Source organism: Yoonia sp. JB2-21, from assembly GCF_055693545.1.
In genome coordinates, this window is the sequence record NZ_JBVFUC010000001.1 from 1,800,817 (window position 1) to 1,826,737 (window position 25,921).

The following is a 25,921-nucleotide window of genomic DNA, read 5'->3' on the forward strand; positions in this document are numbered from 1 at the left end:
GACTACGTTCCTGTGGCTTGTTGATGGCGCTTCAAAGCACTTATAATCAACATAAGCGCGGCCGGTGTCATGCCTTCGATGCGGCTCGCATGCGCGATCGTTGCCGGTCTTGTGGTGTTTAGTTTCAGGACAATCTCATTTGAGAGCCCAGCAACAGCCTCATACACCATGTCGTCAGGGATAATCTGCTTCTCATCACGTTCCATCGCGGCGATGTCCCGCTCCTGCCTTGCGATATAGTGCGCATAAAGAGCATCACGTTTCACCTGATGTTGTACTTCGACTGTGATGCCATCAACATCTTGATCAAGCAGGTAGAGGTGTTCGAAATCAAAATCACTTAACTCCAAAGCCTGCAGGGCAGTGCGTCGTGGTCCATCTGCATTCAGCTTTATGCCAAGACCTGAGATATCTCGCGCCGAAAGGCTTATTGACGATAACTGGTTCCTTGCCTGATCAATCTGATCCATCTTGGCGTTGTGATGTTCCCAACGGTCATCGCCCACACATCCAATGTATCGGCCGCGTTCCGTCAGGCGTTGGTCGGCGTTATCGGCGCGGAGAGACAACCGAAACTCTGCGCGCGATGTAAACATCCGGTATGGCTCCGACACACCTCGGGTGATCAAATCATCAATCATAACGCCGATGTAGGATTCGCGGCGACTAAAGATAATGTCATCCTTGCCCTTTGCCCGCGCCGCGGCATTCAATCCAGCCACCAAACCCTGCGCCGCGGCCTCTTCGTACCCCGTCGTGCCGTTGATTTGCCCGGCGAGATACAACCCATCCACGTTCCGCAACTCTAGCGTCGCACGCAAGGCCCGCGGGTCGACGTAATCGTATTCAATTGCATAGCCTGGCTGAATTATCTGTGCATTTTCAAGACCATAGATCGATTGCACATAGTCAATCTGGACATCTTCCGGCAAGGATGTCGATATCCCGTTAGGATAGACGGTGTGATCATTCACCCCTTCTGGTTCCAAGAATATCTGATGAGATGTTTTGTCCGCGAACCGTACAACCTTGTCCTCGATTGACGGACAGTACCGGGGACCGACGCCATCGATATGCCCACCATACATCGCGGACCGATCCAAATTTGCCCGAATGATATCATGCGTCTTTTCATTGGTGTGCGTGATGCCGCAGTCAATTTGCGGCGCGAAAACACCTTTGGACAAGAAGGAAAATAGTACAGGATCGTCGTCACTCAGCTGAACCTCCAACCGATCCCAAGCGATTGTGCGACCGTCCAAGCGCGGTGGTGTTCCCGTCTTTAGCCGACCAAGAGGCAGTGCAAAGCTATCCAGCCGTTCTGCCATCTTAATTGATGGATCCTCGCCCATGCGCCCACCTGGTCGGGAAACATCACCTATGTGGATGACACCACGCAGGAATGTACCCGTTGTCAGAATGACGCTGCCAGCGGTGATTTGGCCGCCATCACGCGTTATAACGCCGCTGACATGCTGACCATCCATCAACAAATCAACCGCTTCGCCTTCAACAATGCTCAAGTTTTTCAACGCTGATAGTTCGGCTTGCATCTCTGTTCGATAAATCTGCCGATCAGATTGAGCACGCGGCCCCTGCACTGCTGGACCCTTTTTGCGGTTCAGCAAGCGAAACTGGATACCAGCCTTGTCAGCAACTCGGCCCATCACACCGTCTAGCGCGTCAATCTCGCGGACAAGGTGCCCTTTACCCAATCCCCCAATGGCCGGATTGCATGACATAACACCAATAGATCTCGCGTGTGAGTGTTAATAGAGCAGTCCGCACACCCATACGCGCGGCAGCATGGGCAGCCTCTGCGCCGGCATGGCCGCCCCCAATTACTATCACGTCATAGTCCTGATGTTTCACGTGAAACACTCCTACTTGCCGATACAGAAGCTGCTAAAAATCTCGTCGAGAACATGTTCTACATCAACACGCCCAACGATGCTATCTACAGCCCGGATCGCAGTCCGCAAGTCTTCTGCAATCAAATCCGCCATGCCAATATCCGACGTCAAGCCATCGTTGGCTGCTTTCAGGTGTTCAATCGCAATGATCATTGCAGTCCTGTGCCGTTCTCGCATCGCTACACCAACGCGCGCCACCTTCGCACTCAGACGATTTGAAATTTCGGCGATAAGCGCATCAATACCCGCACCTGTAACCCCAGACACAGCCAGCTCATCTGTATCGACAAGATCGGCCTTCGCCCTGACAAGAATGTCATCTTCATCAATATCATGTGGCCATTCATCAGTTTCTAACAACATAAGGTGCACCCGTAGGTCGGCCTGCGATGCTCGTTCCTTTGCCTTCGCGACACCCATCCCTTCAATCACATCGTCAGTCTCGCGTAATCCCGCAGTGTCCAGCATCGTCACCGGCAGGCCATCCAGATCCATTTGCACCTCGATTACATCACGTGTCGTACCCGCTATCTCTGATGTAATCGCCACGTCCCGGCCAGCAAGCCGATTCAAAAGCGTCGACTTCCCCACGTTCGGCGCACCTATGATCGCCACCTCGAACCCGTCTCGCACACGCTCAGCAATACGCACACCGTCCGCCTCCCGATGCATCTCTGTGCTCACGACATCTATCAAATCCATGACCTCGGGGCTCACATCGACGGGGACATCCTCATCAGCAAAATCAATGGTCGCCTCTATCAATGCCGCCGCACGGATCAGCTTTTCTCGCCAGCTATTCGCCAAATCCCCCAACGCGCCAGAGAATACACGTACGGCCTGCCTACGTTGGCTCTCGGTCTCTGCGTCAATCAGATCAGCAAGGCCTTCCACCTCCGCCAAATCCAGCTTGCCGTTCTCCAGTGCACGGCGCGTGAATTCTCCCGCTTCTGCATGCCGCAATCCCGGAGTATCGGACAGCACCTGTAGAACAGCTTTCACAATTGCCGGGCTCCCATGAAGTTGAAGCTCTACAACCTCTTCCCCGGTAAAACTTTTTCCATCTGGAAAGCGCAAGATCAGCGCTTCATCCAAAAGCATACCGCATCCATCACGCAGCGTACGAAGCCCACGATTGACTGGGACATCACCACACAGTCGCTTTACGGCTGAAACGGCAGCAGGTCCCGACAACCGAACAACAGCAACGCCAGCGCGCCCCTGAGCAGTCGCGAGTGCAAAGACTGTATCCATATCTTAACCCATTGTTTTATAACAATAAGTTACGTGTTCATTGAGTCGAAGAAATCAGAGTTTGTCTTGGTCTGCTTCAGCTTCCCAATCAGGAATTCAATCGCATCCGTTGTCCCCATTGGATTCAGAATCCGACGCAACACGTAAGTTTTCGCCAAATCGCCTTTATCCACCAACAACTCTTCTTTCCGGGTGCCGGACTTAAGAATGTCCATTGCCGGGAACACTCGTTTGTCAGCCACCTTGCGATCCAACACGATTTCGCTGTTACCCGTCCCTTTGAATTCTTCAAAGATCACTTCATCCATACGGCTACCAGTATCAATCAGGGCAGTCGCGATAATGGTCAGTGATCCACCTTCTTCAATGTTTCGTGCCGCACCAAAGAACCGCTTTGGCCGTTGCAGCGCGTTGGCATCCACACCACCGGTCAAGACCTTACCAGATGACGGAACAGTCGTGTTAAATGCCCGACCCAATCGCGTGATCGAATCCAGCAAGATCACAACATCCCGCTTATGCTCGACCAGGCGCTTGGCCTTCTCAATCACCATCTCGGAAACAGCTACGTGCCGTGTCGCCGGTTCGTCAAAAGTCGACGACACAACCTCACCCTTCACAGACCGCTGCATGTCCGTAACTTCTTCGGGTCGTTCATCAATCAGCAGAACGATCAAATAACATTCCGGGTGGTTCTGCTCGATAGAGTTGGCGATGTTTTGCAACAGAACCGTCTTACCCGTCCGCGGCGGTGCCACGATCAAAGATCGCTGACCTTTCCCAATCGGCGATACAAGATCAATGATCCGCGCAGACCGGTCCTTCACCGTTGGATCAGCCACTTCCATATTCAACCGCTCATCTGGATAGAGCGGCGTCAGGTTGTCAAAGGCCACCTTGTGCTTGGCCTTCTCTGGTTCCTCAAAGTTGATCGTTTCAACCGAGGTCAAAGCAAAATACCGTTCGCTGTCGTTTGGCTCCTTCATGACACCTTCCACCGTGTCACCCGTCCGCAAAGAATGCTGACGGATCATGTCAGGCGATACATAAATGTCGTCTGGGCCAGGCAGATAGTTCGCCTCAGGTGATCGCAGGAAACCAAACCCATCCTGCAGGACTTCCAAAACACCGTCACCGCCGATGATCCACTCTTCATCCGCCCGCTCTTTCAGGATGGCGAACATCATGTCGCCCTTCCGCATGGTAGAGGCGTTCTCGATCTCTAGCTCTTCAGCCAGAGACAAAAGATCCTTCGGGCTTTGCGCCTTCAGATCAGCAAGGTTCAGACGGTGCTGTGTCATCAATAAATCCGCTGCCAGCATCACTACTGGCATCTTTTCGACTAGGAATGGAAAATCGCTTTCCCGGCCGGGAAGCGACGTCACAAATAGGTAAGCTAGTGCCCAGAGTCAATTGCTACTCAAAATGGCCGCACAACCACCGCCACAACGATCAGCAACATCAGCACAGTCGGCACCTCATTGAACAACCGATACGTTCGCCCCGTCCGCGTATTTGTTCCCGCCGCAAACTCTTTGCGCCGGGCGCTCATCCACCCGTGTGCCCCGGTCATCAGAAGAACGGATCCAAGCTTGACCCACGACCAGACAGCACCCCAATCAAAGGCACCCAAACCGATCATAATCAACCCAGCGATCCAGGCCACAATCATTGCCGGGTTCATAATGACCCGTAACAGCTTTTCTTCCATCACCTGAAACGTGTGATCCAGCTCCGATCCCGTCGTCGCACGTTCGGCGTGATAGACGAACAATCTTGGCAGATAGAACAAACCGGCCATCCACGCGATCACTGCCATGATATGCAGCGCTTTGATCCAGGGATAAATGCTGTTCAAAAATTCTACCATGTGCCCTCACTCTCATCGCTCTTCTCTTCCTTAATAAATATAGAAAGAAAGAAAAGATGATGTTGTTGTTTGTCAGTCGATTTTCTGTGGGTTGTTTATTGATCCTCAGACTTATCCCAAGGGTCAATGAACCAATCAATATTGTTCAATCCCTGCAGAAGTACTATTAGTATAATGAAATCAATAATTTATATGAAGAATGCAAAAACTAAAAGTCGCTAGATGTCATATTGACTCGTCAAACACCCCGATTCTTCCACAAAGCAAAGTTATGCATACCCACCGTGGAAAATGATACATGACACCGCCTGGAATATCGATCTTCTACCCTGTTCGCTCCAACGTGCTAGATATGCCCAAAATCACCCGCCACGCGACACATAGTTTGTCCCAAAGGTTATCCACATGACAGAACAGATCATCCTCGCCTCTGGCTCAGAAATACGTGCACAACTACTCCGAAATGCTGGCGTCAAATTTGATGTTTCCGCGGCTCGCATCGACGAAGAGGCCATTCGTGCCTCGCTTCAGGCTGAACACGCGTCTCCCCGTGATATTGCTGACACTTTGGCAGAAATGAAAGCCCAACGCACGGCGTCGCGCCACCCTCTGGCACTTGTTATCGGTTGCGACCAAATTCTCGCACTTGGGCAGGACATCTTCAACAAACCAAAAACACCTGATGATGCTCTGGCACAACTCAAGGTATTGCGCAGCCAAAAACACCACCTTTTATCAGCTGCCGTCATCTACGGTGATGGCAAACCGCTTTGGCGTCATGTTGGGATTGTTCGCCTGCACATGCGCGCCGCGTCTGACGATTATCTAGCCGACTATGTCGCCCGAAACTGGGACAGCATCCGTCATTCCGTTGGGGCCTATAAGCTTGAGGAAGAAGGAGTGCGACTTTTTACACGCATTGAAGGAGATTATTTTAATGTTCTTGGTCTCCCACTCTTGGAACTCTTGTCATACCTCACACTTCGCGGAACATTGCGCGCATGAACAGTCTGCTCCGCGCCGGTGTGATCGGTAATCCGATCAGCCATTCCCTTTCTCCCAAACTTCACAGCTATTGGCTGAACCGTTACGGTATCCAAGGCGAGTATACCGCGCTCAAGGTAACCGAAGATACTTTGGAAAGAACGCTGCGTGAACTCCCCAAGAAGGGTTTTATCGGAGCAAATGTAACATTGCCGCATAAGGTCAGTGTTATGCAATTTGCTGATCATATCACGGATCGCGCGACGCTCATCGGTGCAGCGAATACGCTAATCTTTAAAGAAGACGGTCGTATTTTTGCAGATAACACAGATGGTTACGGGTTCATGGCCAATCTGCGACAAGGTGCGCCGGACTGGGAACCAAAAGCAGGTCCGGCCGCGATTTTCGGGGCGGGCGGTGCTGCCCGCGCCGTGATTGTCGCCCTTGCTGATGCTGGTGTACCGGAAATCATCCTGTCGAACCGCACCCGCCCCAAGGCCGAAGCTTTGCGCGCCGATTTCGGTGCCCGCGTCAGTGTTGTTGACTGGGTGCAAGCCGACCAAATGCTTGAAGATGCAAATACGGTCATCAACACAACATCCCTTGGCATGACTGGCGCGCAAGAATTCAAGGTATCGCTGGATGCATTGCAGCCGTCCGCTGTTGTGACCGACATCGTCTATAATCCACTTCGCACAGCGTTCCTGAACGCAGCCCAGGACAAAGGATGTACGACTGTCGACGGGCTAGGGATGTTGTTGCATCAAGGCGTCCCAGGCTTTGAGCGCTGGTTTGGACAACGCCCAGATGTTGACGATGCGACCAGACAGGCCGTTCTGTCATGACACATCTGTTAGGATTAACCGGTTCCATTGGGATGGGAAAATCCACGACAGCGAACATGTTTCGTGATGAAGGTGTTCCGGTTTGGGATGCTGATGCGACGGTTCACGACCTTTATGCGAAAGGTGGCGACGCTGTTCCTGCAATTCAGGCAGCTTTACCAGAAGCCATTGTAGACGGTGCCGTCAGCCGTAGCCTTCTGAAGCAAATGATAGCGGATGACCTCAGCGTTATGGGCAAATTGGAGGCTATCGTGCATCCGCTGGTAGCAAAAAGTCGTGCGGCCTTTATTGCGCGGTACGATGATCCACTCATCCTGTTCGATATCCCGCTGCTTTTCGAAACAAATGCCCAACAGTGGCTATCATCGATTCTTGTGGTCAGCGTTCCGCCAGATATTCAAAAGGCTCGTGTTTTAGCCCGACCGGATATGACCGAAGCGCAGTTTGACCTTATTCTTGATCGCCAAATGCCAAATCAGGAAAAATGCGATCGTGCAGATCATATCATTGAAACCCTGACACTGGACGCCACCCGAAAAGCCGTGCGAGAACTGATCGCAGAACTCAAAAGGTAGCCAAATGCGTGAAATTGTTCTTGATACGGAAACCACCGGATTTGAACCGCATGAAGGCGACCGCATCGTTGAAATTGGTGCGGTTGAGCTGATGGGCCATGTTCCAACTGGTCGGACCTATCATCAATATATCAACCCTCAAAGATCCATGCCTGCCGAGGCCTTTGGCGTCCACGGGATTGGGCCAGACTTGTTAGAGCCGCCGCAAGACCCCAAACCCGGGCAGGAAACTTTGCGTGACAAGCCACTGTTCAAGGATATCGCGCAGGATTTTGTTGATTTCATCGGTGACGCGAAACTGGTGATCCACAACGCCGCCTTTGACATGAAGTTTCTCAATGCAGAACTTGGCTGGCTTAACCGGCCACTTCTACCGATGGATCAGGCGGTTGATACGCTTGCGATTGCACGGCGAAAGTTCCCGGGTTCGCCGGCGTCACTCGACGCGCTTTGTCGTAGATTTGGGATTGATAACAGCTCGCGCACCTTGCACGGCGCCTTACTTGATAGTGAAATTCTGGCCGAAGTGTACTTGGAACTGATTGGTGGTCGCCAGCCAGATTTTGCACTGGCCGCTGACAGTCAAAGCCGATCTGCTGATGGTCAACCAGATGCCTGGCGCCCGACAGCGCGCCCACAACCCCTGCCATCGAAGCTGACAAAGAAGAAGCCGCCGCCCATGCCGCTTTTCTTGAGCAGTTGGGCGACGGCGTTCTTTGGAAAAACTGATCTTGGTTTAGTTTACTTGGTCTTTTGCCTTCTCGGCCTCGGCACGACGCGCGAGTTCTGAACGGTAAAGTGCAAGAAAATCAATCGTTTCAAGGTTCAGTGGCGGAAAGCCACCGTCCCGTGTCACGTCACTGACGATGCGGCGCACAAATGGGAATGTGATACGCGGGCATTCGATCAGCAGGTAGGGGTGCATCTGATCTTCTGGCACACCTTCGACGTGGAAAACGCCCGCATATTCAAGCTCGAGCACAAAAAGTGGATCGCCTTTTTCCTTCGTCTTGCTGGTGATGTTCAGTTTCGTGATCACCTCGTACTGGTTGTCCGTCTTGCGCTTACGCGCATCCAAATTCACCTGCACCTGAATTTCGGGTTGCGCATCACCTGATACGCCCTTCTGCGCGAGGATGTTTTCGAAAGACATATCGCGGATATATTGGGCCAGAACGCGGCTGGTAATTTGGGGGGCTGCCGCGGGGGCTGCTGCACCGTTTTCAGGGGTGTCGGTCATTGGAAACTGCTCCAGTTAAATAAGGTTCTCGCGTTCCTAGCAGCCTAGATGCGCAGGCTCAATCCCGGGTCCACTCTGATGGGCCCTGAGTACCGTTTTTCCGCGGCGTGACATCTTCGAAATCGCCATCAATGACCCGGTCACCCGTTTGCTGAGGACGTTCAGTTGGCCCCGCACCCATTTCAAAATGTTTTACCTTCACCTTTGATTTTGCCCAGACAAATGCTGCGCGTCTGATGCCCGGAACCAAAAGGGACAAGCCAACAACATCTGTGAAGAAACCCGGAGTAAGTAGAAGCGCACCGGCGAACAGGATCATTGCGCCATGCGCCAAAGGCTCTGTCGGGTCCTGCAACTCGGAAAACGATCTTTGTAGATTGCCAAGTTCGCGCAGGCCTTGGTTACGTACCAGATAAGACCCGGCAACTGCTGTCAGAAGAACGATGAGCAATGTCCACCAGATGCCGATGAAGCCGCCAACCCGGATGAACAGTGCGATTTCGATCATCGGAACCGCGATAAACGCAAGAAGCAGCCACATGTTGCAGGCCTTTCATAACAGTTTCGGGGGTAAGGTGGACTTGGCCCTACCCCTGACCTACATAAGAGGCGAAGGGGCATGTTTCCATGCCTTCCCCGATAAGAGGTCACAATGAATTCTTCGCTCATCCAGCTTTTGGTGCTTGCTGGCATCGCTGTGTTCCTGATTTTGCGCCTGCGCGGTGTGCTTGGCACGCGCGAAGGTTTTGAAAAGCCAAATGTGGCGCGCCCGGAACCTGCCAGCCGTATTGGCAAGCCCGATTTTGATGTGATCGAAGGTGGGCCTGATCTGGATATCACAGATCATGTTGATGAAGATTCTGATTCAGCAAAAGCGCTGGGCGCGATGAAGCGGACCGATCCTTCGTTTAATGTCAGCGAATTTCTTGGTGGGGCCCGTGGCGCATATGAAATGATCCTGATGGCGTTTGAAAACGGTGATCTGGACAGCATCGTTCCCTTCATATCAGAAGATGTATATGAAGCGTTTGCCTCTGTTGTTGATGAACGGCAGCGTCAGGGCCTGACGATTGAAGCGAAGTTCATCGGGATCAGTGACATGACACTGACAGAAGCTGTGTTTGATGAAGTCTCGAAAGAGGGCGAGATTTCGGTCCGCTTCAAGAGCGAGATGACATCAGTGGTACGTGACAAGGCCGGCGATATCATCGAAGGCAGCGAGACCGAGATCAAGCGCCAGAAAGACACATGGACTTTCGCACGCAAGATGGATGCAGGCGATCCAAACTGGCGGCTTGTTGCCACAGGCGAATGATCCGGAATTGGGTTTGGCGTCTTGCCATTTCATTGACACTTGCAGGCGCTGCTGTGGCTGAACCAACCTATACCCAGCTGTCTTTTGACGACTTACGGGGGTGGCAGGATGATGATCATCAGGCCGCTTTTGATGTTTTCACAAGTACCTGCCGCGATATGGATGACAGGCAATGGGGGATTTTGTGTGAGTATGCGAAAACAAACCCTGAACCGCGTGGCTTTTTTGAAAAGTTCTTTCGCCCTGTACTGATAGAAGATGGCGAGCCGATGCTATTCACCGGCTACTTTGAACCGGAGCTGCCCGGTTCGCGCGAGCGTGGTGATGCCTACCGTTATCCAATCTACAGTGTCCCGGACGATTTGGTCCGCGGAGAGCCATACTTTACCCGTCGCGAAATCGATGAAGACCAGCCATTGGCGGGGCGTGGTCTTGAACTTGCTTGGCTCACGGATCCGGTCGACTTGTTCTTTTTGCAGGTGCAAGGGTCCGGCCGGATCAGCCTACCTGACGGCAGTATGATGCGCGTCGGTTATGGCGGAAAGAATGGTCGCAATTATTCGTCGGTTGGTATGGCGCTGGTTAATCGGGGAATCTTTGAACGACATCAGGTATCCGCCGCCGTAATCCGCAACTGGGTCCGCGAGAACCGCAAAGAAGGTCGGGCGTTGTTGTGGGAAAATGAAAGCTACGTGTTCTTTCGCGAAGTCAGCGAAGTGCCAGCAGAGCTTGGTCCGCTTGGCGCGATGAACCGATCAATCACCCAAGGTCGAACCATCGCGGTTGATCCTGCATATGTCGCATTAGGCGCCCCTGTCTGGATAGAAAAAGAAGGTGCTGAACCGATGAACCGGCTGATGATCGCGCAGGATACCGGATCAGCCATCAAAGGCGCACAACGCGCTGACATTTTCTTTGGCACCGGGGCGGACGCGGGATTGGAAGCAGGCAAGATCAAGGATGGCGGTCGTATGGTTGTATTGATGCCTGCGACAATGGCCCACCGACATGTGGTTTCAGCGGACTGATGCGCAAGCCACGTCACCTGTCGGCCGATGAACGAGCGCTATGGGACCGGGTTGCCGAACGAGCAACCCCATTGCACCCCAGAAAAGAGACAGTTGCACCGGATGTGGTCTCTGCACCCAAAAAACCGGTTGTTGCGCGCACCCCGATGCCCGATTTCCGTGTTGGCGAAAAGACAAATGCCGGTCGACCGCATGATGTCATGCGTCCCCTTGTTGACAGGTTGGCCGCGGCACCCGTGAATATGGACAGTAAATCATTTGGTAAGATGAAACGCGGCAAGTTAAAGCCCGAGGCCCGGATCGACCTGCACGGCATGACGATGGCCGAGGCGCATCCTGCGCTGGTTTCATTCATCCTTGCGTCGCAGTCGCTGGGCCGCCGTCTTGTTCTGGTTATTACCGGCAAAGGCAAAGATCGCGACAATGGTGGTCCGATCCCAACACGGCACGGTGTTTTACGGCACCAAGTGCCGCAATGGTTGGCTTTGCCCCCATTGTCGCAGGCCATATTGCAGGTCACGCCAGCGCATCTCAAACATGGTGGACATGGTGCGTACTATGTCTATTTACGCCGACGCCGCTAGGACTGCGCGCGCTTTTCTTGTTGGGATGATGAGGATCAGCGCTGCAAAAGCAAAAACAGCGGCATAGCCCAATTGCTGCACCTCGAACCCCACACCCCTGTCAATCAACCAACCGCTGAGGCCCGGTCCGATTGCAGAGCCAAGCACCATCAGCGCGGCCGCCGCTGATTTGATAGCACCGATATGTTTAGTGCCGTAAAATTCGGCCCAGCAAGCGTTGAGCAAGGTTGCTTGTCCGCCGCCCGCCGTTCCCATCAGGACAACCGCCAATGCGGTCCACCCCAGTGATGGGGCGTACCAATGCAGGATGAATGCGATGACTAAGGGGATAAGGTAGATGGGCAAAAGCCGGGCTGCGCCAAAGCGGTCAATCGCCCAGCCATACCCGATGGTCGAGAGCGCAAGCATGCATGTTCCAAGTGGGAAAACGGATACCAGTGCCAGATGTGACCAGCCTTTGATTTCGGCAAAGTGGACCTGGTGGAACCAAAAGGCAGTTCCAAAGCCGGAAAAGGACATCACCGCTGGGATCATCGCCCAAAACAGCGGATGCCGCAGAGCATCCCTGCGCGTCCAATGCTTGCCACCCATGCCGGTCGATTGTGTTGTGTCCGCCATTGACTGCGGTGTGCGTTCCAACCGCAACAGACGATAAAGGACAAAGCAAGCCACGACACAAAAGCCCGCAAAGCAAATCCAGAGTGTCCGCCAATCAATCATGGATTTCAGCCATACCATTGTCAGCGGTAGCGTTGCTTCACCCAGCATGAAGCCAAAGGATGCCACCGCCAGCGCGCGCCCCCGTGTCGCAATGAACCACCGCGCCATCGCGACAGTCGCCACATGGGTCGTCATGCCTTGCCCGGTGAAACGCAGCGCAAAGATGACCAAAGGCAGCAATGCTGCTACGGCATTGAAGGCCATAAACAGGCAGGCTGATGCCAGCATCAGGATCACGACAATTCCCAGTGTGCGGACCCGGAACCTGTCTGCGAGCCCGCCAGCAAAAACCATTAATGCAGCCGAGGCGCCGGTCCCGATCATATAGATCAACCCCCAGTCGCCATTCGACAGCCCATAAGCTTCGCGGATTTCTCCACCAAAGATAGATATGAAAAAGGTTTGCCCAAAGCTCGACAGGAACGACAGCAAAGCGCCTGTCGCGAGAAAGGGCATGTTTTCGCGGATGAAGCGGAGGTATCCGGGCGGTTGGGTCATCCGGCTTTGATGATCCGGGACCGTCGTGGTTGGAACCCCTAAATCACTTGTTTTGCCAAGTGTGATATCGGTGAACGAGTTCGCTCTCGCAGATTTTGAAACCGATGTAGCTCACTAAAGCAACGAAGGCGCTGGCGATGATCTGAAGAAACTGAACCAAGCCGCCTTCCATTACAGCGGTCCACCCAAATTCCCTTAAGAAACGGATATTGGCCATCGACATCTGGAACAGATTTAGCGTCGCGTAGGCAAAGATAACAGTGAGCATCCCAGCAAAGAAAAGCACGATCACCGCAGGATATCGTCTAAGCCTAAGCACCCGTTACAACACGTAGCGGCTGACATCCGTTGACCGTGACAACTCGCCCAGATGTTCTTCGACGAATGCCGCATCAATCGCGATCTCGTCGCCGGCCCGGTCGGGTGCGTTGAAAGATAAATCTTCGAACACTCGCTCGATTACGGTGTAAAGGCGGCGCGCACCGATGTTTTCCACGGATTCGTTTACTTCTGCCGCGATCTTGGCCAGTGCCTTGATGCCATCGTTGGTGAAGGTCACGGTCACCTCTTCGGTTTTCATCAGGGCCGAGTATTGCAGGGTCAGCGCATTGTCCGTTTCGGTTAGGATGCGCACAAAGTCATCTTCGGTCAGGGCGCGCAGTTCAACCCGGATGGGCAAGCGGCCTTGTAGTTCTGGCAACAGGTCCGAGGGTTTCGCCACGTGGAACGCGCCGGACGCGATGAACAGGATATGGTCCGTTTTGATCGGCCCATGTTTGGTGGACACGGTGGTTCCTTCGATCAATGGCAGAAGATCACGCTGCACGCCTTCGCGCGACACATCGGCACCACGGGCATCGGCACGGGCGCAGACTTTGTCGATTTCATCCAGGAAAACGATGCCGTTCTGTTCAACCGCTTCAAGAGCTGCTTTGGTGACGGTTTCATCATCGAGCAGCTTATCAGCTTCATCGGCAATCAGCGCTTCATAGCTGTCCGCGACGGTCATTTGTTTTTTGACAGTGCGCCCCCCATCGCCTTACCGAACAGATCGCCAAGGTTCATCATGCCGCCCATACCTGCGCCGGGCTGACCGGGGATTTCGAAACCGCCCATAGGGTTCGAATTGTCAGTTAGTTCAAGTTCGATGATCGTGTCGTCCAACTCGCCGGACTTGAGTTTCTTGCGAAACATGTCGCGCGTGGCGTCGCGGGCATCAGTGCCTGCAACAGCGGTGATGACACGATCCTCTGCTGCGGCGCGTGCTTTGGCCTTTACATCTTCGCGCATATGTTCGCGGGTGTCGATGATCGCTGTATCTACCAGATCGCGGATGATCTGTTCGACGTCACGGCCGACGTAACCCACCTCGGTAAATTTCGTGGCTTCAACCTTCAGAAACGGCGCGCGCGCCAGCTTTGCCAGACGGCGCGAGATTTCAGTTTTACCGACGCCTGTGGGCCCGATCATCAGAATGTTCTTTGGATAAACCTCATCCCGCAGATCATCGCCCAATTGTTTGCGCCGCCAGCGGTTGCGTAGCGCCACGGCGACGGCGCGCTTGGCGTCCTTTTGGCCGATAATGAACCGGTCGAGTTCCGAGACGATTTCGCGGGGGGTGAGATCAGTCATACTAACTTTCAAACTTGGGAAGGTGGAAGGCGGTGTAGCGGGATAAAGCCGGGCATCAGGCGCAGAACGCGCGCCCGAATACGTTCCCAAAACGCGCCAAGAAGAAGAAGAACGACGCCAAGGACCAACACGGTCAGCGCGGCCCCGTCACCATCAAAAACAGTTGCAGCCAGGACCACGATGTAACCAATCGCCGCGATCAGGAACGACCGGCGGTCGATGACAATTGCAACAACCGCAAAGAGAAGCAGGACCCCAAGAAGGATCGCGTTGCTGTTCTGATCCAAAAGCGACAGCGCCATCGTGTTCACCAACGCAGGGGCGGCAATCACATTAAGCCAAAAACCGTTGGCCGATCTGCGGGTCACGCGGTGCGGGTCGCTCATGTCGAACATCATCGCGACGGCAAAAACAAGAAGACCCAGAACAAGCGTGATCCATGCGAATGGTCCGCCCGCAGAAAGGAGGAACAATTCGCTGAAATCTTCGATACGTCCGCTGCGACTGCCAGTGTAGACAATTGCAACAATGAAAAGCCCCACGGCGATCATTGCCATCGCAAACGGCACGCGGAAACGCCACCAATAAACGAAAATCGCGAGCGTCGCCAAAAGCAGCGGCAATGGAATGCTGGTATAGTCGTTCTGCGCGATCATAAATGGTTCTGACATCACGGCGGTAAAGCCAAAGGCCGCGTTTGCCGCGAACATGATCGATAGCGCAATGGCTGGGGCGACCATCCTGCGTTTGTGGACAAAATATTCGGATAAAAGCCACAGGATACCTGCGCCAATCAAAGTGACCCACATTGCATAGTCTTGCAGATTTACGATTTCGTCACCAAGCGCGAGCGCGACAACACCCCACCATCCCATCGAGAGGATCAGCAACCCAATCACGATGAAAATTTCGTTGAACCCTTTGAACAGCTCAAAAGGTTCATCGCCGGGGTTCAGGTTTTCCCGCGCGCCGCGGCGGCTGTCGGACAGGCTGATCAGCCCCGCGGCCTGCTTTTCATTGATCAAGCCACTGCCAACGGCAGCTTTGAGATCATCGCGTTCGATCATGCTTTGATCGCCTCAACTGTCAGGTTGCCGTTGGTGTAAACACAGATGTCCGCCGCAATCGCCATTGCTTCGCGCGCAATGGTTTCAGCGTTTTTCTTGGTATCCATGAGCGCGCGGCCAGCGGCCAAGGCGTAGTTTCCGCCTGATCCGATGGCCGCGATATCATGCTCGGGTTCCAGCACATCACCTGCGCCGGTAATGACAAACAACTCAGACCCATCACTGACGATCAACATCGCTTCGAGCTTTTGAAGGTATTTGTCGGTGCGCCAGTCCTTGGCCAATTCAACAGATGCGCGGGCCAACTGTCCCGGTGTCGCCTCAAGTTTCTTTTCAAGACGCTCAAGCAAGGTAAAGGCATCTGCGGTTGATCCGGCAAAGCCACAGATCACATCCTGCCCGCCCGGGGACAAGCGGCGCACTTTGCGGGCGGTGCCTTTGATAACAGTTTGACCAAGGCTAACCTGCCCGTCACCTGCGATGACCACCTGCCCACCTTTGCGGACGCCAATGATTGTGGTGCCATGCCAGCCGGGGAATTCTTCACTTGCCATCAGTCGCTCCTTGTCGCTGATGCATATATGGCGGGGCGATGCTGGGCAAACAACCCCGCACGGGTTGTTCACGGCACTTGGCAAGGCTAGCGTCCAACATATGAGCACGCGCGATACTGTCACTTTCTACCTGCCGCCCCATCTGCGCAAACAGGCGGAGCGTGGGAAGCACAACTTCATCAAGAAGGTGGGTGACGTTCTGATGGCCGCCGGGCTAGAGGTTGCGTTTGATGGTGATGATGATCTGGCGCGGCTGCGGGCGATGACGCGTCCGGGGCGCGGCCTTTACCTGATGGACCCGCCTGCCAATGCGCGCGGTCTGACCTTTCGCAAAACATATATCTACCCGTTCTGGCATATCGAAAAAGAAGCTGAACGCTGGGACTGGCCGGTTGCGCAGGATGCATTCGACCTGCGAACGGTCGATACACGCAAGGCGGTGAACTTCTATCGCTTCTGGCGGCAGCGCCTGTTTGAAGATGCACCGAAGAACGCCCGCGCTGACGGCTTTGTCTATGTTCCCTTGCAAGGTCAGATCTTGCGGCAACGATCATTTCAGACCTGTAGCCCTATTGAAATGGTCAGAACCGTTCTTGACCAAGACACAACCCGACAAGTTGTCGTCACGCTTCATCCAAACGAAAGCTACAGCGCCGAAGAACGGCGCGCGCTGGAGGATTTGCTGACCGAAGAAGATCGGTTGATGATCAAAGCGGAAAGCTCACCCCGCTATCTGCAAAACTGCGATTACATCGTGACCCAAAATTCCGCCGTGGGGCTAGAAGGCTATTTTTTTGGCAAGCCGCTGATCTTGTTCGGCAAGTCCGACTTTCATCATATCGCGCTGAATGTAGCAGATATTGGCGTTGAAACGGCCTTTCGCCGGGTTAAGAACCATTCGCCTGATTATGCAGCCTATTTGTATTGGTTCTTGCAGGTGCGGTCGATCAATGCAGGCCGCCCCGAGGCGAAGAAAAGAATTACGACGGTTTTGCGCAATCATGGCTGGCCGGTGTGAACGAAAAAGGGCGCCCGAAAAGACGCCCTATGTCATACAAATTTCGGAAGCTTAGATCGACTCTTCGATCCAGCCTTGAATGGCCGCTTTCGGTGCTGCACCCGCCTTGTTTGAGACGACTTCGCCGTCCTTGAAGACAAACAATGCAGGAATACCACGTACGCCCATTTGTGCCGGTGAGTTGGGGTTCTCGTCCACGTTCACTTTGACGATTTTAACCTTGCCTTCCATCTCGGCTGACAGCTCTTCCAGAGCGGGGCCGATCTGTTTGCATGGGCCGCACCATTCCGCCCAAAAATCCACGACGACGGGGATGTCGGAATTGCGGACTTCGGCGTCAAAAGTTGCGTCTGTGACTGCTACGGTTGCCATTGGGTTACTCCTTGGCGAAAATTCATTGGAGACCGAAACTAGGAACCCCTGCGCCGATGGTCAAGATGTTGCGAGCGTGTTCAGCGCTTCGTGAAGATGTTGTTGTGACAAAACTGTCAGGCTGCCGGTATGTGTCCATAAAATAGCCGTTGTGATGCTGTGATCTGGATAGATCTGACGCAAGGCAATGTCGTAGGCAGCCAGTTGGCGTTGTAGACCGATTGGCGTCTGTTCGGGTGTGTCAGGAACAAGACGGTTGGATTTATAGTCAATTGCGGTGATCTTATCAGAACCAACAATCAACCGGTCGATTGCACCGTGAATGCGACCAAGGTTGGGGACGTCAGCGGTGACAACAACCTCTGTCAAAGCATCCGTGTCCCAAAGCCACGAAAGCGCGGGCTTTTCAATCAATGCAATTGCATCGTCGATCAGCGCAGTATCCTGCGTTTGCAACAATTGCATGCCCAAGATACGCCGATCTTCGGGTGCAGCCATTGGCAGATGCTCTAGTAGCAGATGGATTTTAGTTCCGCGCGCCAACGCGTCTTTGACGTCATGATCAGCCGGGTCACCGGGCAGGATTTTTGCACCGCGCAGCTCTGATGGTGCAATCGTTGTGGAGCGCAGTGTTTGCGGCATTGGACCAAAAACCGGTGTTGAAACGACTGCCGTTGGGACCGTTTCTTGGGTCATGAAGTCGGACGCATTCCAATCCAGTTCTGATACACGCCGCAACGGCATGTCCCCCAAATTGGCATCATAGTCACCGCGCCGGGCCATCCCGTCAGCAACGATATTGTACCAACTTGCGTCCCCCTCGCCCACGTCGCCGGCAGCCCCGACAATCAACCACTTTTCGGCACGCGTCATGGCAACGTAAAGCAGACGCATCCGTTCGCGGGCCTGTTTCGCGATCACCGCATCCCGTAAGGCGACGACCGAAGGTGCGGATGTTTTTGCTGGGGTCTTCCAGATCAGATGGTTGTTGGCCGGTAACAGTTCCTGCTTCACCTGAATATCGCGCTTGGCGGTATCAGGCAGAATGACGATGGGTGCTTCCAGCCCTTTCGCACCATGTACCGTCATCACGCGAATGCGGTCACCTTGGCTTTCCATCTGGCGTTTGACCTCCAGATCGTCTGTTTCCATCCACGTAAGGAAACCGGTCAAGCTGGGCACCCCAGTGCTTTCATAAGCGAGTGCTTGTGACAGCAGCGCGTCAATCCCATCCTCGGCTTCTGGCCCAAGCCGTGCCAGCAATCTGCGGCGACCATCATGACGCGTCAGAATACGCTCGATCAAATCATATGGCCGCAGGAAGTCAGATTTACTGCGCAGATCGTTCAGGACTGCAAGCGTTTTCACATGGTCAGAGTTTCGGAGCGCTTCCCACAGGAACGACTTTTCGGGGCGATGATGTGCGACCGTAAACAGGTCTTGCTCCGACCACCCAAAAAGCGGTGATCGCAATGCCGAGGCAAGCGACAGGTCATCTTCTGGTAAAGCAAGAAAACTCAGCACAGCGGCCAGGTCCTTGACCGCAAGCTCAGCACCAACGCGCAACCGGTCAGCTCCGGCGATTTTGAGGTCAGCGGCCTTACAGGCGCGGATAATCTCGGCGAAAAGCTCTGATCGGCGCTGAACAAGGATCAGAAAGTCGCCTTCGGTAATGGGGCGGCGGACATAATCGCCAGAGTTCCCGATCTCTTCCGGTAGCGTTTCATTGGCAATCATGTATCTGATCTGTTCGGCAACGCGTTGTGCCATCAGCACCGTGTGATCGGTCGCACTGGGTTCGTCGACAGGTTTGAACCATTCGCGCTTGTCTTCAACCTTGGATTTCTCGATGACGGGCCAAAGGTCGACGCGGCCGGGCATATTTTCCTTGAACGCTATGTGGCTGAGGCTGTCGTCCATTCCGGCGGCGCGATCGCCGACAAATGTTTGATCCACAACAGACAGGATTGCCTGAGACGACCGGAACGAATGATCCAGCGACGTTACCTCAAACGGTTTGTTGATCGCTTGATGTGCATCTTTGAAATGCGCCTGCATTTGGTCAAAGGCGGCTGGGTCTGCGCCCTGAAATGAGTAGATTGACTGTTTCTTGTCCCCAACGACAAAGACGGTGCGTTCCCGATCCATTCGCGCGCCTTCGCCGGTCGCGAATTCCTGCGTCAGCCGTTCGATAACGGCCCATTGCGTCGGGCTGGTGTCTTGGGCTTCATCCACCAGGATATGATCGATCCCGCCATCCAGGCGGAACAGGACCCATTGCGCCACATCCCGGTCCGTCAGCAACGCTTTGGCCTTGCGGATCAGGTCATCAAAATCAAGCGCACCCATCGCAAGTTTGCGATCTTCGTAGGCAGGGACAAAGACCTGCGCAAAGTCATAGAGTGCGACGGTCCGTTCAACGGCGTCCATTGCCCAAAGATGCGCTCTTGCTGCAGCGACACGGTCCATCCATTCGTGAACATCTTCTGCGATGGGTGCCATCGCCTCGACCGCTTTGGTGTGATTGCTTTGGGGAAGTTGACAGATTTGGAGTTACAGGTGCCAGCATAGAGAAAAAGCTGGAAAACAGTGTCTAATCCAGCCCAATCTGGGTTCTTGAGGTTAAGTTCAGACAGCGCTGCCGCAAATTTTTTGTAGGTTGCAGACTGATCCTGAAAAGCTGTTGTCAGGCTTTCAACGATATCTGCCTCGTGCCCGTGAAAGGCGATATTCAGCGCATCATCGCGCTGGGCATTTGGGGGCAATTGGAGTTCTGTCTTGATTTGTGCGGCATCAGCGGGCGACGCAAAGGCATCACGTTTGCTTGCAATCTCTGCCGTGAACTTTGCCAGATTATCGCCGGTGAAATGCGCGAGTAGTTTGTGAACGACAGCAGATTGCGGCCCCATCACCATGTCATCGACGACCTCTGCCCGCAGAATTTCTGCGGCGCGGTCTTCCATCTCGCGAAACTGTGGGCTGACCCGTGCTTCGAGCGGAAACCGCCGCAGGACACCCGCACAAAACGAGTGGATCGTCTGGATTTTCAGCCCGCCAGGCGTTTCAATGGCGCGGGCGAAGAGCGTGCGCGCCTGACCCAATTGGCGGGCGTCAATGTTCCGGTCGACGCCAAGCGCCTGAAGTTCCGCAAACAAGTCGTCGTCCGACATCATTGCCCACGCACCAAGGCGCTGAAACAGACGGTTCTGCATCTCGGCGGCGGCGGCTTTGGTATAGGTCAGACAAAGGATGTTTTGCGGCGAGACGTCTTCGAGAAGCAATCGGGCGACGCGATCTGTCAAAACACGGGTTTTGCCGGATCCTGCATTGGCCGACAGCCATGTCGATGTGCGCGGATCGGCGGCATCAACCTGCCTTTGGGAAGCGGCGTCGCGGATCATGTCAGAACCTGCGGGTGTGGGTTGTCGCTGGTGTCCCATTCGCCATAGCGCGACAAGTGATCAAAGGGGCTGTGATCTGACTTCAGGAATAGCGCGAGGCGCGCGGTATAGCCGCGGTGAACATCGCTCCAATTGGCAAAAAGCGTCTCTAACTCTGCCCAAACCTGATCTGGCGGTTGCTTGTCCAACGGCGCAGGCACGGTCTTCATGGCGGCGTTCACGCCGATGAAAGCTGCGTGGGCAACGGGTTTCTGGCCCAGTTTTTCGAAAGCGCCACGTTCCACCATCGCCGCTTCCAGCAGCAGTTGTTTGTCGAAGGTCAATTGCTGGTTGGTGGTTGGAACCTGACCTGTCTTGTAGTCATAGATCAGTGCGTCGCCCAGATCAGTGACATCAATACGGTCAGCTTTGCACGTCAGCACGATGCCTGTTGGTGCGACGACAATTTCGCCAAAGGCTTCGATTTCGTGCTCGGCTGCAAGAGCTTGCCGGTGGCCCTCGTCCGCAAGGAACTGATCGGCTGACCGTTCCATCCTTGCTAGCCACTGCGCCCGAATAGTGGGCCATGGGCAGTGCTGTTCAAGCCGAGCGCGCGTGATTTGCATCAATGCATTGCGGTCTGTTGGTCCGTATCCATCGCGGATAAATTGTTCCAAAATTCCATGCACAATGATCCCGCGCAGTGGGGCATCGGCCGTCGGCAAAAGCGGGTCTAGCGGATTGAGTTGCAGCGTTTTGCGCGCATAGATGGCAAATGGATCACGTATCAGTGTTTTGATCTGGGTGACGGAAAGCTGTTTAGGACGCGCAGCAACCGGCGGGCAGGGCGCGGGGCGTGGCTCAGGTGGCACGCGTGTTTCGGGCGATGACAACTGGTTGGCCATCGCAGACCATTCGTCGCCGGCAGTCCTCATGCCGTCCAAGGCCTCTGGGCCATGTTGTTCTGGCAGCCCTTTGAGTAGGTTTGTCAGGCGGTTCACCCAACGAGATGGCACAGTTTCGGCGTCAGCGGACCGTTTGGCGCGTGTAATCCAGACTTCGCGCCCAGCAATGGCTTGCTGATAATCATGCGCTGAAAGGCCGATGCGCCGCTCTGGCAGCAATAGACCTGCCTTGGCGCGCATCATTCTGTTCAGCCACGGGTCAGGTGGGGGTGCTTCGGGCCAAACACCATCGTTCATCCCGCCAAGAATTATCAGATCGACGCCCTGCACGCGCGCCTCCAAGGTGCCCCAGATCAGAATGCCAGGGTGACCCGCGTCGCGGTCGCGCACGACGCCATCAGCGCAAACCGCACCAAAGAATGCTGCATAGTCGCGCGCGTTCATCGGGCCACCCGCGTCGGCCACTTGGGTCATGTCATCGCAGATTTGACGCGCGGCACGCCCGGCGGCGGTATCCCATAACCCACCTGCACCCGGATCATCCGGGCCGGCGCACAGCTTTTCTGCCAATCCGATGTGTTGGACAAGATGCTGATCCAGCGGAAGCGTTCCCACATCTGCCAAGCCATCAATCAGATTTGATAGCCACGCACACCAACCATCGCGATTGGCGCCTTTCTTTGCCCAAGAGTGCAGATCGTCACCCGTCGGGAATGGTGGCCCATATCGCCGCAAATGGAGTTCCAGATCGCGGGTGTGGCGCAAATGATCGCCCCTGTCGTCACGTTCGGAATGGCACAATGGATGCTTCAGCAGTGTGAGCAGCGCCTCGCCGGTCAGGGGTTTACCAAACAAATCGGCCACATGGCGCAAGAACCGTCCCGGCGGTGAAAGCGCCAAAGGCGTGCCGGCGCTGTCATCGGGCGTGATGTCCCACCGATCCAAAGCAGCGGTTACCTGCCGGGTAAGCATTCTGTCAGGCGAAATCAGGGCCGCGGTGATCCCGTCTTCGGCAGCTTGGCGCAGCCGAAGCGCGATGGTTTCCGCTTCGGCGCGGGGTGATGCAGCCTCGACGAGTGTCAGACCTTTGGTGGCGACGCGCAAATCACCCAGCTTGGGTCCATCGGTCAGCCATTGATTGGTGACCGGCGCGGGCCGCAGCGACAAAGACACTAGCGCGTTGCGTTGCGGTTGCACCGGTGCTGTCCCGCTCCAATCCTGTACGTCATCATGCGAGAACCCAATCAAATCCATCAGGTGGCGAAATCTGTATTGCGGATGATCCTCTGCGGTCATGTCATCATCCATCGCATCCCAGACATGCGGCGGCAGATCGAGATCAAATCCCGGCAGGATAATCGCCCCTTGCGGAAGCTTTGCAACGGCTTGCATGAACAGCGCCGTGGCACCGCGTGATCCGGTAGAGCCAGCCACGATAATCGGATGCTGTGGCGGCGTGGTGTCCCAGCGCTGCGCGAGTGTTTTAGTCACCATGCGCTGCCGTGCTTCGGTGTCGGGGGGTTCGTCCCGGGCATCAAAGAAGGGTGTTATGATCTTGAGGAACTCGAGCGCGCGTTCCCAATGGCCTGACTGATCCGTGATATCGAGGTTGGCGATCGCTTCCGGAGGGACGCCTTCGCCCTGCATTTCATCCATCAGCTTTGCAAGACTATCGGACAGATCATAGAGAGCTGCACGGGGCGCAAGATCAGGCTCTTTCTCCAGCAGTTTGGCCACGAATTGCGATAGCTCCAGCCGACGTCTTAGGGGGAAACCGCGGGTGGCAGTGCAATCGAGACGGGATCATTTGCCAGATCAGTAATCAAACGGATGCGCGGCAAGAGACGTGCCGGACCATCATCAAAAACCGCCCTGATCCGTCGCTGCATGCGCATGGTGTTCACGTAGATTTCGACGCGGGCCAAATCAGTGGGGGATAGATCGGCGCACCGGTTCATCAGTCCCGTAACCAAACCCTGAGCGAAATCAACGCCGGGTGGGCTGGCAAAAATGTTCGGGGTTTTGCCGACCTCAAACATCCAACATCGCCTCTGCCAACGGGATGCTGGATGGCTGGCCGACGTCGCACCATTGCCCGGCATAGGTTGTTCCGAAAAGGCCGCCACGGTCCGCAATAATGTTCCATGCGACATTCATTGAAAACGCGACCTCGTCAATTTCTGCCAGAACATCAGTGCGGATGATTTGTAGGCCGGTGTAAATTGTTTCTGTACCGCGGTGCAAACGCCCGTCCGCGCCAACACGAAAGTCGCCTTTTCCAAGGTGACCATGAACGTTGTGTTTTTCGACGACCAACAGCAAGGCTTCCATCTCTGGCTGCCACGCATCAATGATATGTTGGACGGGATTAGGCCCATTCCAAACCGCATCCGTATTCATCGTCATGACGGGGTTGCCATCAAGCAAGGGCAAGGCCTGTCGCAGACCGCCACCCGTTTCCAGCAACGCGTCGCTTTCGTCCGAAAACAAGACATCATCATCTGCCAAATGCCGTCTGATCATATCGGCGCGGTAATGCAGGTTCACAACGGTGGGCTTTGTTCGTGCTGCTTGCGCCAGATCAAGCGCATGGTTGATCAACGGCTTTCCGGCAACTGTGATCAGTGGCTTCGGCATATCACGTGTCAGCGTCCCCATTCGCGTGCCAAGGCCAGCTGCAAAAAGCATGATGGGCAGCGTCATTGCTGCATCCCCCGCACGTGACCGTGGGTTGGGGCGGGAACGGTATCAAGAACGGCCTGTTTCAGATCCGACAGTGCAGGGTCGCTGATGTCTTGCATAATATGACCCCAAACGCGCGGCATGAAATTGAGATAACGTCGTTTGCCCATGACTGTCACAAGTCGGGCGAAAACACCAAGGATACGCAGGTTTCGCTGCACGCTCAGGCAGGCAAGCCTTGTGCGAAACGGACCATCAAATGCGGTCCGGCTTTCGACATAGGCAATGGTCTGTTCCGTGATTGTCGCGCTGACGTCCCGCCTTGCGTCCCGCAGGAGTGAGGCAAGATCGTATCCGGCGGGTGCAACAAATGCATCCTGGAAATCCAGCAAACCGACCCGTTCCAACCCACGGTGATCAGGCCGCCATATAAGGTTCTCTGCATGGAAGTCCCGCAGAGCCAGCGTCGATGGGTTGGGCGCAAATGCCGCCAGCGCCCGTTTCAATTCCAGCTGCATGTCATCGGTGGTGTGGGTCGTGTAGTGGTGCCCCACAATGCCGATCATCCCGGCACCGACCTCTGGAGTCATATGAATGAGTTGGTCCGGCGGCGGGACTTTTTCGAGCCTGAGCAGGATATCAGCTGCGGCCTGATAAAGCGCGCTCTCGTCATTTGGTGATTTTGCCAGCCATTGCACATAGTCCGTAGGCCCAAGGTCACTGAGTAACAAGAGGCCGTTTTCCGGATCATGGGCAAGGATCTTTGGCGCGGTGAGGCCATAGGCGTTGAGGTGCTGCGCGATTTTCACGAAGGGCTTGGTATCTTCATCATTTTCCGGTGGCGCATCCATCAGGATCGCGGTTTCGGTGTCGTTGGATAGCCGCCGGTAACTTCGCGCCGAGGCGTCGCCAGCAAGTTGTGTGCGGGTCCAGTCCTCCCATCGTGTTCCCTGTAGAAAGCGATCAATGGCGTGTTCCCGATCAGTCATGCAATCCCCCCCAGACGGTCCCGCCATGCGTCCGGTCCGGATATTGTGACGTGATGTGTCGCTTGCAGCGCCTCAAACGACAGCGTCAGCGCATCATTTGGCGCGGCATCGCCCAGCCGGTCCGGCCACTCGATCAGACAAATGGCCTCTTCAAAGGCCTCGTTCAGTCCTAGCTCTAGCGCCTCTTCGGGATGGGTCAGTCGGTAGAGGTCGCAGTGCCAAATGTCGCCGGCGTCGTCTTCGTAGGTTTGCACAAGGGTGAATGTTGGTGAAGGCACGTCTTCCATGTGGCCAAGGCGGGCCCGTATTAGTGCCCGGGCGAACGCAGATTTTCCTGCGCCGATCTCACCCTCCAGCAAAAGTGTATCGCCAGTCCTGAGCATCCCTGCCATCTGATTGGCCAGTGCTGCGGTCGCATCTTCATCTGCAAGCGATAACTCGTAAAGGGTGTGGTGCATGTGCCGACATTATGAGGTTGCGGCGTTGCTGCAAGTAC

General features: G+C 54.8%; 20 protein-coding genes and 5 pseudogenes. 8 read left to right on the forward strand and 17 right to left on the reverse strand.

The features are described from left to right. Positions 1–2: 2 nt before the first annotated feature. The 4 genes and pseudogenes from mnmG to hemJ all read right to left on the reverse strand — a co-directional run bounded on the left by mnmG (position 3) and on the right by hemJ (position 5,037). Positions 3–1,872 (reverse strand): annotated as a pseudogene (gene mnmG, locus ACZ1G5_RS09035) (tRNA uridine-5-carboxymethylaminomethyl(34) synthesis enzyme MnmG). An 11-nt stretch (positions 1,873–1,883) separates the two neighbouring features. Continuing rightward, entirely contained in the window at positions 1,884–3,167 is a 1,284-nt protein-coding gene (mnmE, locus tag ACZ1G5_RS09040) for a tRNA uridine-5-carboxymethylaminomethyl(34) synthesis GTPase MnmE (protein ID WP_472732523.1), read from the reverse strand. 29 nt (positions 3,168–3,196) lie between these two features. Continuing rightward, positions 3,197–4,468 carry a transcription termination factor Rho gene (rho, locus tag ACZ1G5_RS09045; RefSeq protein ID WP_472732524.1) on the reverse strand — a complete coding sequence of 424 codons (1,272 nt, stop codon included), beginning with the start codon at positions 4,466–4,468 and terminating at the stop codon, positions 3,197–3,199. Positions 4,469–4,587: 119 nt separating this feature from the next. Then, positions 4,588–5,037: a protoporphyrinogen oxidase HemJ gene (gene hemJ / locus ACZ1G5_RS09050; RefSeq protein WP_472732525.1), complete on the reverse strand. Its 450-nt coding sequence runs from the start codon at positions 5,035–5,037 to the stop codon at positions 4,588–4,590. A 405-nt stretch (positions 5,038–5,442) separates the two neighbouring features. On the opposite strand from hemJ, the gene ACZ1G5_RS09055 reads away from it, so the two are divergent. The 4 genes and pseudogenes from ACZ1G5_RS09055 to dnaQ all read left to right on the forward strand — a co-directional run bounded on the left by ACZ1G5_RS09055 (position 5,443) and on the right by dnaQ (position 8,170). Further along, positions 5,443–6,042, forward strand: coding sequence for a Maf family protein (locus tag ACZ1G5_RS09055; RefSeq protein WP_472732526.1), 600 nt, complete (start codon positions 5,443–5,445; stop codon positions 6,040–6,042). Beyond that, entirely contained in the window at positions 6,039–6,866 is an 828-nt protein-coding gene (locus ACZ1G5_RS09060; protein ID WP_472732527.1) for a shikimate dehydrogenase, read from the forward strand. Before ACZ1G5_RS09055 ends, ACZ1G5_RS09060 begins: the two co-directional genes overlap by 4 nt. Beyond that, positions 6,863–7,441 (forward strand): dephospho-CoA kinase, encoded by a 579-nt coding sequence (coaE, locus tag ACZ1G5_RS09065; protein ID WP_472732528.1) that lies wholly within the window; start codon positions 6,863–6,865, stop codon positions 7,439–7,441. Before ACZ1G5_RS09060 ends, coaE begins: the two co-directional genes overlap by 4 nt. A 4-nt stretch (positions 7,442–7,445) precedes the next feature. Beyond that, positions 7,446–8,170 (forward strand): annotated as a pseudogene (gene dnaQ, locus ACZ1G5_RS09070) (DNA polymerase III subunit epsilon). Positions 8,171–8,177: 7 nt separating this feature from the next. Here dnaQ and secB read toward each other — a convergent pair. After that, positions 8,178–8,681 carry a protein-export chaperone SecB gene (gene secB, locus ACZ1G5_RS09075; protein WP_472732529.1) on the reverse strand — a complete coding sequence of 168 codons (504 nt, stop codon included), beginning with the start codon at positions 8,679–8,681 and terminating at the stop codon, positions 8,178–8,180. Positions 8,682–8,739: 58 nt separating this feature from the next. Next, on the reverse strand, positions 8,740–9,222 hold the full coding sequence (locus ACZ1G5_RS09080; RefSeq protein ID WP_472732530.1) for an FxsA family protein: 483 nt from the start codon (positions 9,220–9,222) through the stop codon (positions 8,740–8,742). Positions 9,223–9,333: 111 nt separating this feature from the next. On the opposite strand from ACZ1G5_RS09080, the gene ACZ1G5_RS09085 reads away from it, so the two are divergent. From ACZ1G5_RS09085 to ACZ1G5_RS09095, 3 genes are read left to right on the forward strand one after another with little or no spacing between them, the layout of a single operon-like run. Then, the gene (locus tag ACZ1G5_RS09085; protein WP_472732531.1) at positions 9,334–9,996 is read left to right on the forward strand and encodes a Tim44/TimA family putative adaptor protein; all 663 of its coding nucleotides are present in this window, start codon (positions 9,334–9,336) and stop codon (positions 9,994–9,996) included. After that, the gene (gene mltA, locus ACZ1G5_RS09090; RefSeq protein WP_472732532.1) at positions 9,993–11,024 is read left to right on the forward strand and encodes a murein transglycosylase A; all 1,032 of its coding nucleotides are present in this window, start codon (positions 9,993–9,995) and stop codon (positions 11,022–11,024) included. Before ACZ1G5_RS09085 ends, mltA begins: the two co-directional genes overlap by 4 nt. Continuing rightward, the gene (locus ACZ1G5_RS09095) at positions 11,024–11,608 is read left to right on the forward strand and encodes a Smr/MutS family protein (protein WP_472732533.1); all 585 of its coding nucleotides are present in this window, start codon (positions 11,024–11,026) and stop codon (positions 11,606–11,608) included. Before mltA ends, ACZ1G5_RS09095 begins: the two co-directional genes overlap by 1 nt. On the opposite strand, the gene ACZ1G5_RS09100 is transcribed toward ACZ1G5_RS09095, so the two are convergent. The 5 genes and pseudogenes from ACZ1G5_RS09100 to hslV all read right to left on the reverse strand — a co-directional run bounded on the left by ACZ1G5_RS09100 (position 11,591) and on the right by hslV (position 16,079). Continuing rightward, positions 11,591–12,826, reverse strand: coding sequence for an MFS transporter (locus ACZ1G5_RS09100; protein ID WP_472732534.1), 1,236 nt, complete (start codon positions 12,824–12,826; stop codon positions 11,591–11,593). The genes ACZ1G5_RS09095 and ACZ1G5_RS09100 overlap by 18 nt on opposite strands. Positions 12,827–12,869: 43 nt before the next feature. Further along, entirely contained in the window at positions 12,870–13,118 is a 249-nt protein-coding gene (locus ACZ1G5_RS09105; RefSeq protein WP_472732535.1) for a hypothetical protein, read from the reverse strand. Between the two features lie 30 nt (positions 13,119–13,148). Next, positions 13,149–14,458, reverse strand: a pseudogene (gene hslU / locus ACZ1G5_RS09110) (ATP-dependent protease ATPase subunit HslU). Between the two features lie 8 nt (positions 14,459–14,466). Then, the gene (locus ACZ1G5_RS09115; protein ID WP_472732536.1) at positions 14,467–15,525 is read right to left on the reverse strand and encodes a hypothetical protein; all 1,059 of its coding nucleotides are present in this window, start codon (positions 15,523–15,525) and stop codon (positions 14,467–14,469) included. Beyond that, positions 15,522–16,079 (reverse strand): ATP-dependent protease subunit HslV, encoded by a 558-nt coding sequence (gene hslV, locus ACZ1G5_RS09120; protein ID WP_472732537.1) that lies wholly within the window; start codon positions 16,077–16,079, stop codon positions 15,522–15,524. Before hslV ends, ACZ1G5_RS09115 begins: the two co-directional genes overlap by 4 nt. A 100-nt stretch (positions 16,080–16,179) precedes the next feature. On the opposite strand from hslV, the gene ACZ1G5_RS09125 reads away from it, so the two are divergent. Further along, a complete protein-coding gene (locus ACZ1G5_RS09125; RefSeq protein WP_472732538.1) occupies positions 16,180–17,097 on the forward strand; it encodes a capsular polysaccharide export protein, LipB/KpsS family in 918 nt (305 codons plus the stop codon). 51 nt (positions 17,098–17,148) lie between these two features. Here ACZ1G5_RS09125 and trxA read toward each other — a convergent pair whose 3' ends face one another. From trxA to tsaE, 6 genes and pseudogenes are all read right to left on the reverse strand, one after another. Continuing rightward, complete coding sequence (trxA, locus tag ACZ1G5_RS09130; protein WP_472732539.1) at positions 17,149–17,469, reverse strand: thioredoxin; 321 nt, start codon at positions 17,467–17,469, stop codon at positions 17,149–17,151. Between the two features lie 60 nt (positions 17,470–17,529). Continuing rightward, positions 17,530–20,870 (reverse strand): annotated as a pseudogene (gene addA, locus ACZ1G5_RS09135) (double-strand break repair helicase AddA). Beyond that, positions 20,867–23,793 (reverse strand): annotated as a pseudogene (addB, locus tag ACZ1G5_RS09140) (double-strand break repair protein AddB). Before addB ends, addA begins: the two co-directional pseudogenes overlap by 4 nt. Then, on the reverse strand, positions 23,786–24,457 hold the full coding sequence (locus ACZ1G5_RS09145; protein ID WP_472732540.1) for a nucleotidyltransferase family protein: 672 nt from the start codon (positions 24,455–24,457) through the stop codon (positions 23,786–23,788). The pseudogene addB and the gene ACZ1G5_RS09145 overlap by 8 nt, the downstream one beginning before the upstream one ends. Then, complete coding sequence (locus tag ACZ1G5_RS09150) at positions 24,454–25,425, reverse strand: aminoglycoside phosphotransferase family protein (RefSeq protein ID WP_472732541.1); 972 nt, start codon at positions 25,423–25,425, stop codon at positions 24,454–24,456. Before ACZ1G5_RS09150 ends, ACZ1G5_RS09145 begins: the two co-directional genes overlap by 4 nt. After that, positions 25,422–25,883: a tRNA (adenosine(37)-N6)-threonylcarbamoyltransferase complex ATPase subunit type 1 TsaE gene (gene tsaE, locus ACZ1G5_RS09155; RefSeq protein WP_472732542.1), complete on the reverse strand. Its 462-nt coding sequence runs from the start codon at positions 25,881–25,883 to the stop codon at positions 25,422–25,424. Before tsaE ends, ACZ1G5_RS09150 begins: the two co-directional genes overlap by 4 nt. Between the last annotated feature and the right edge of the window lie 38 nt (positions 25,884–25,921).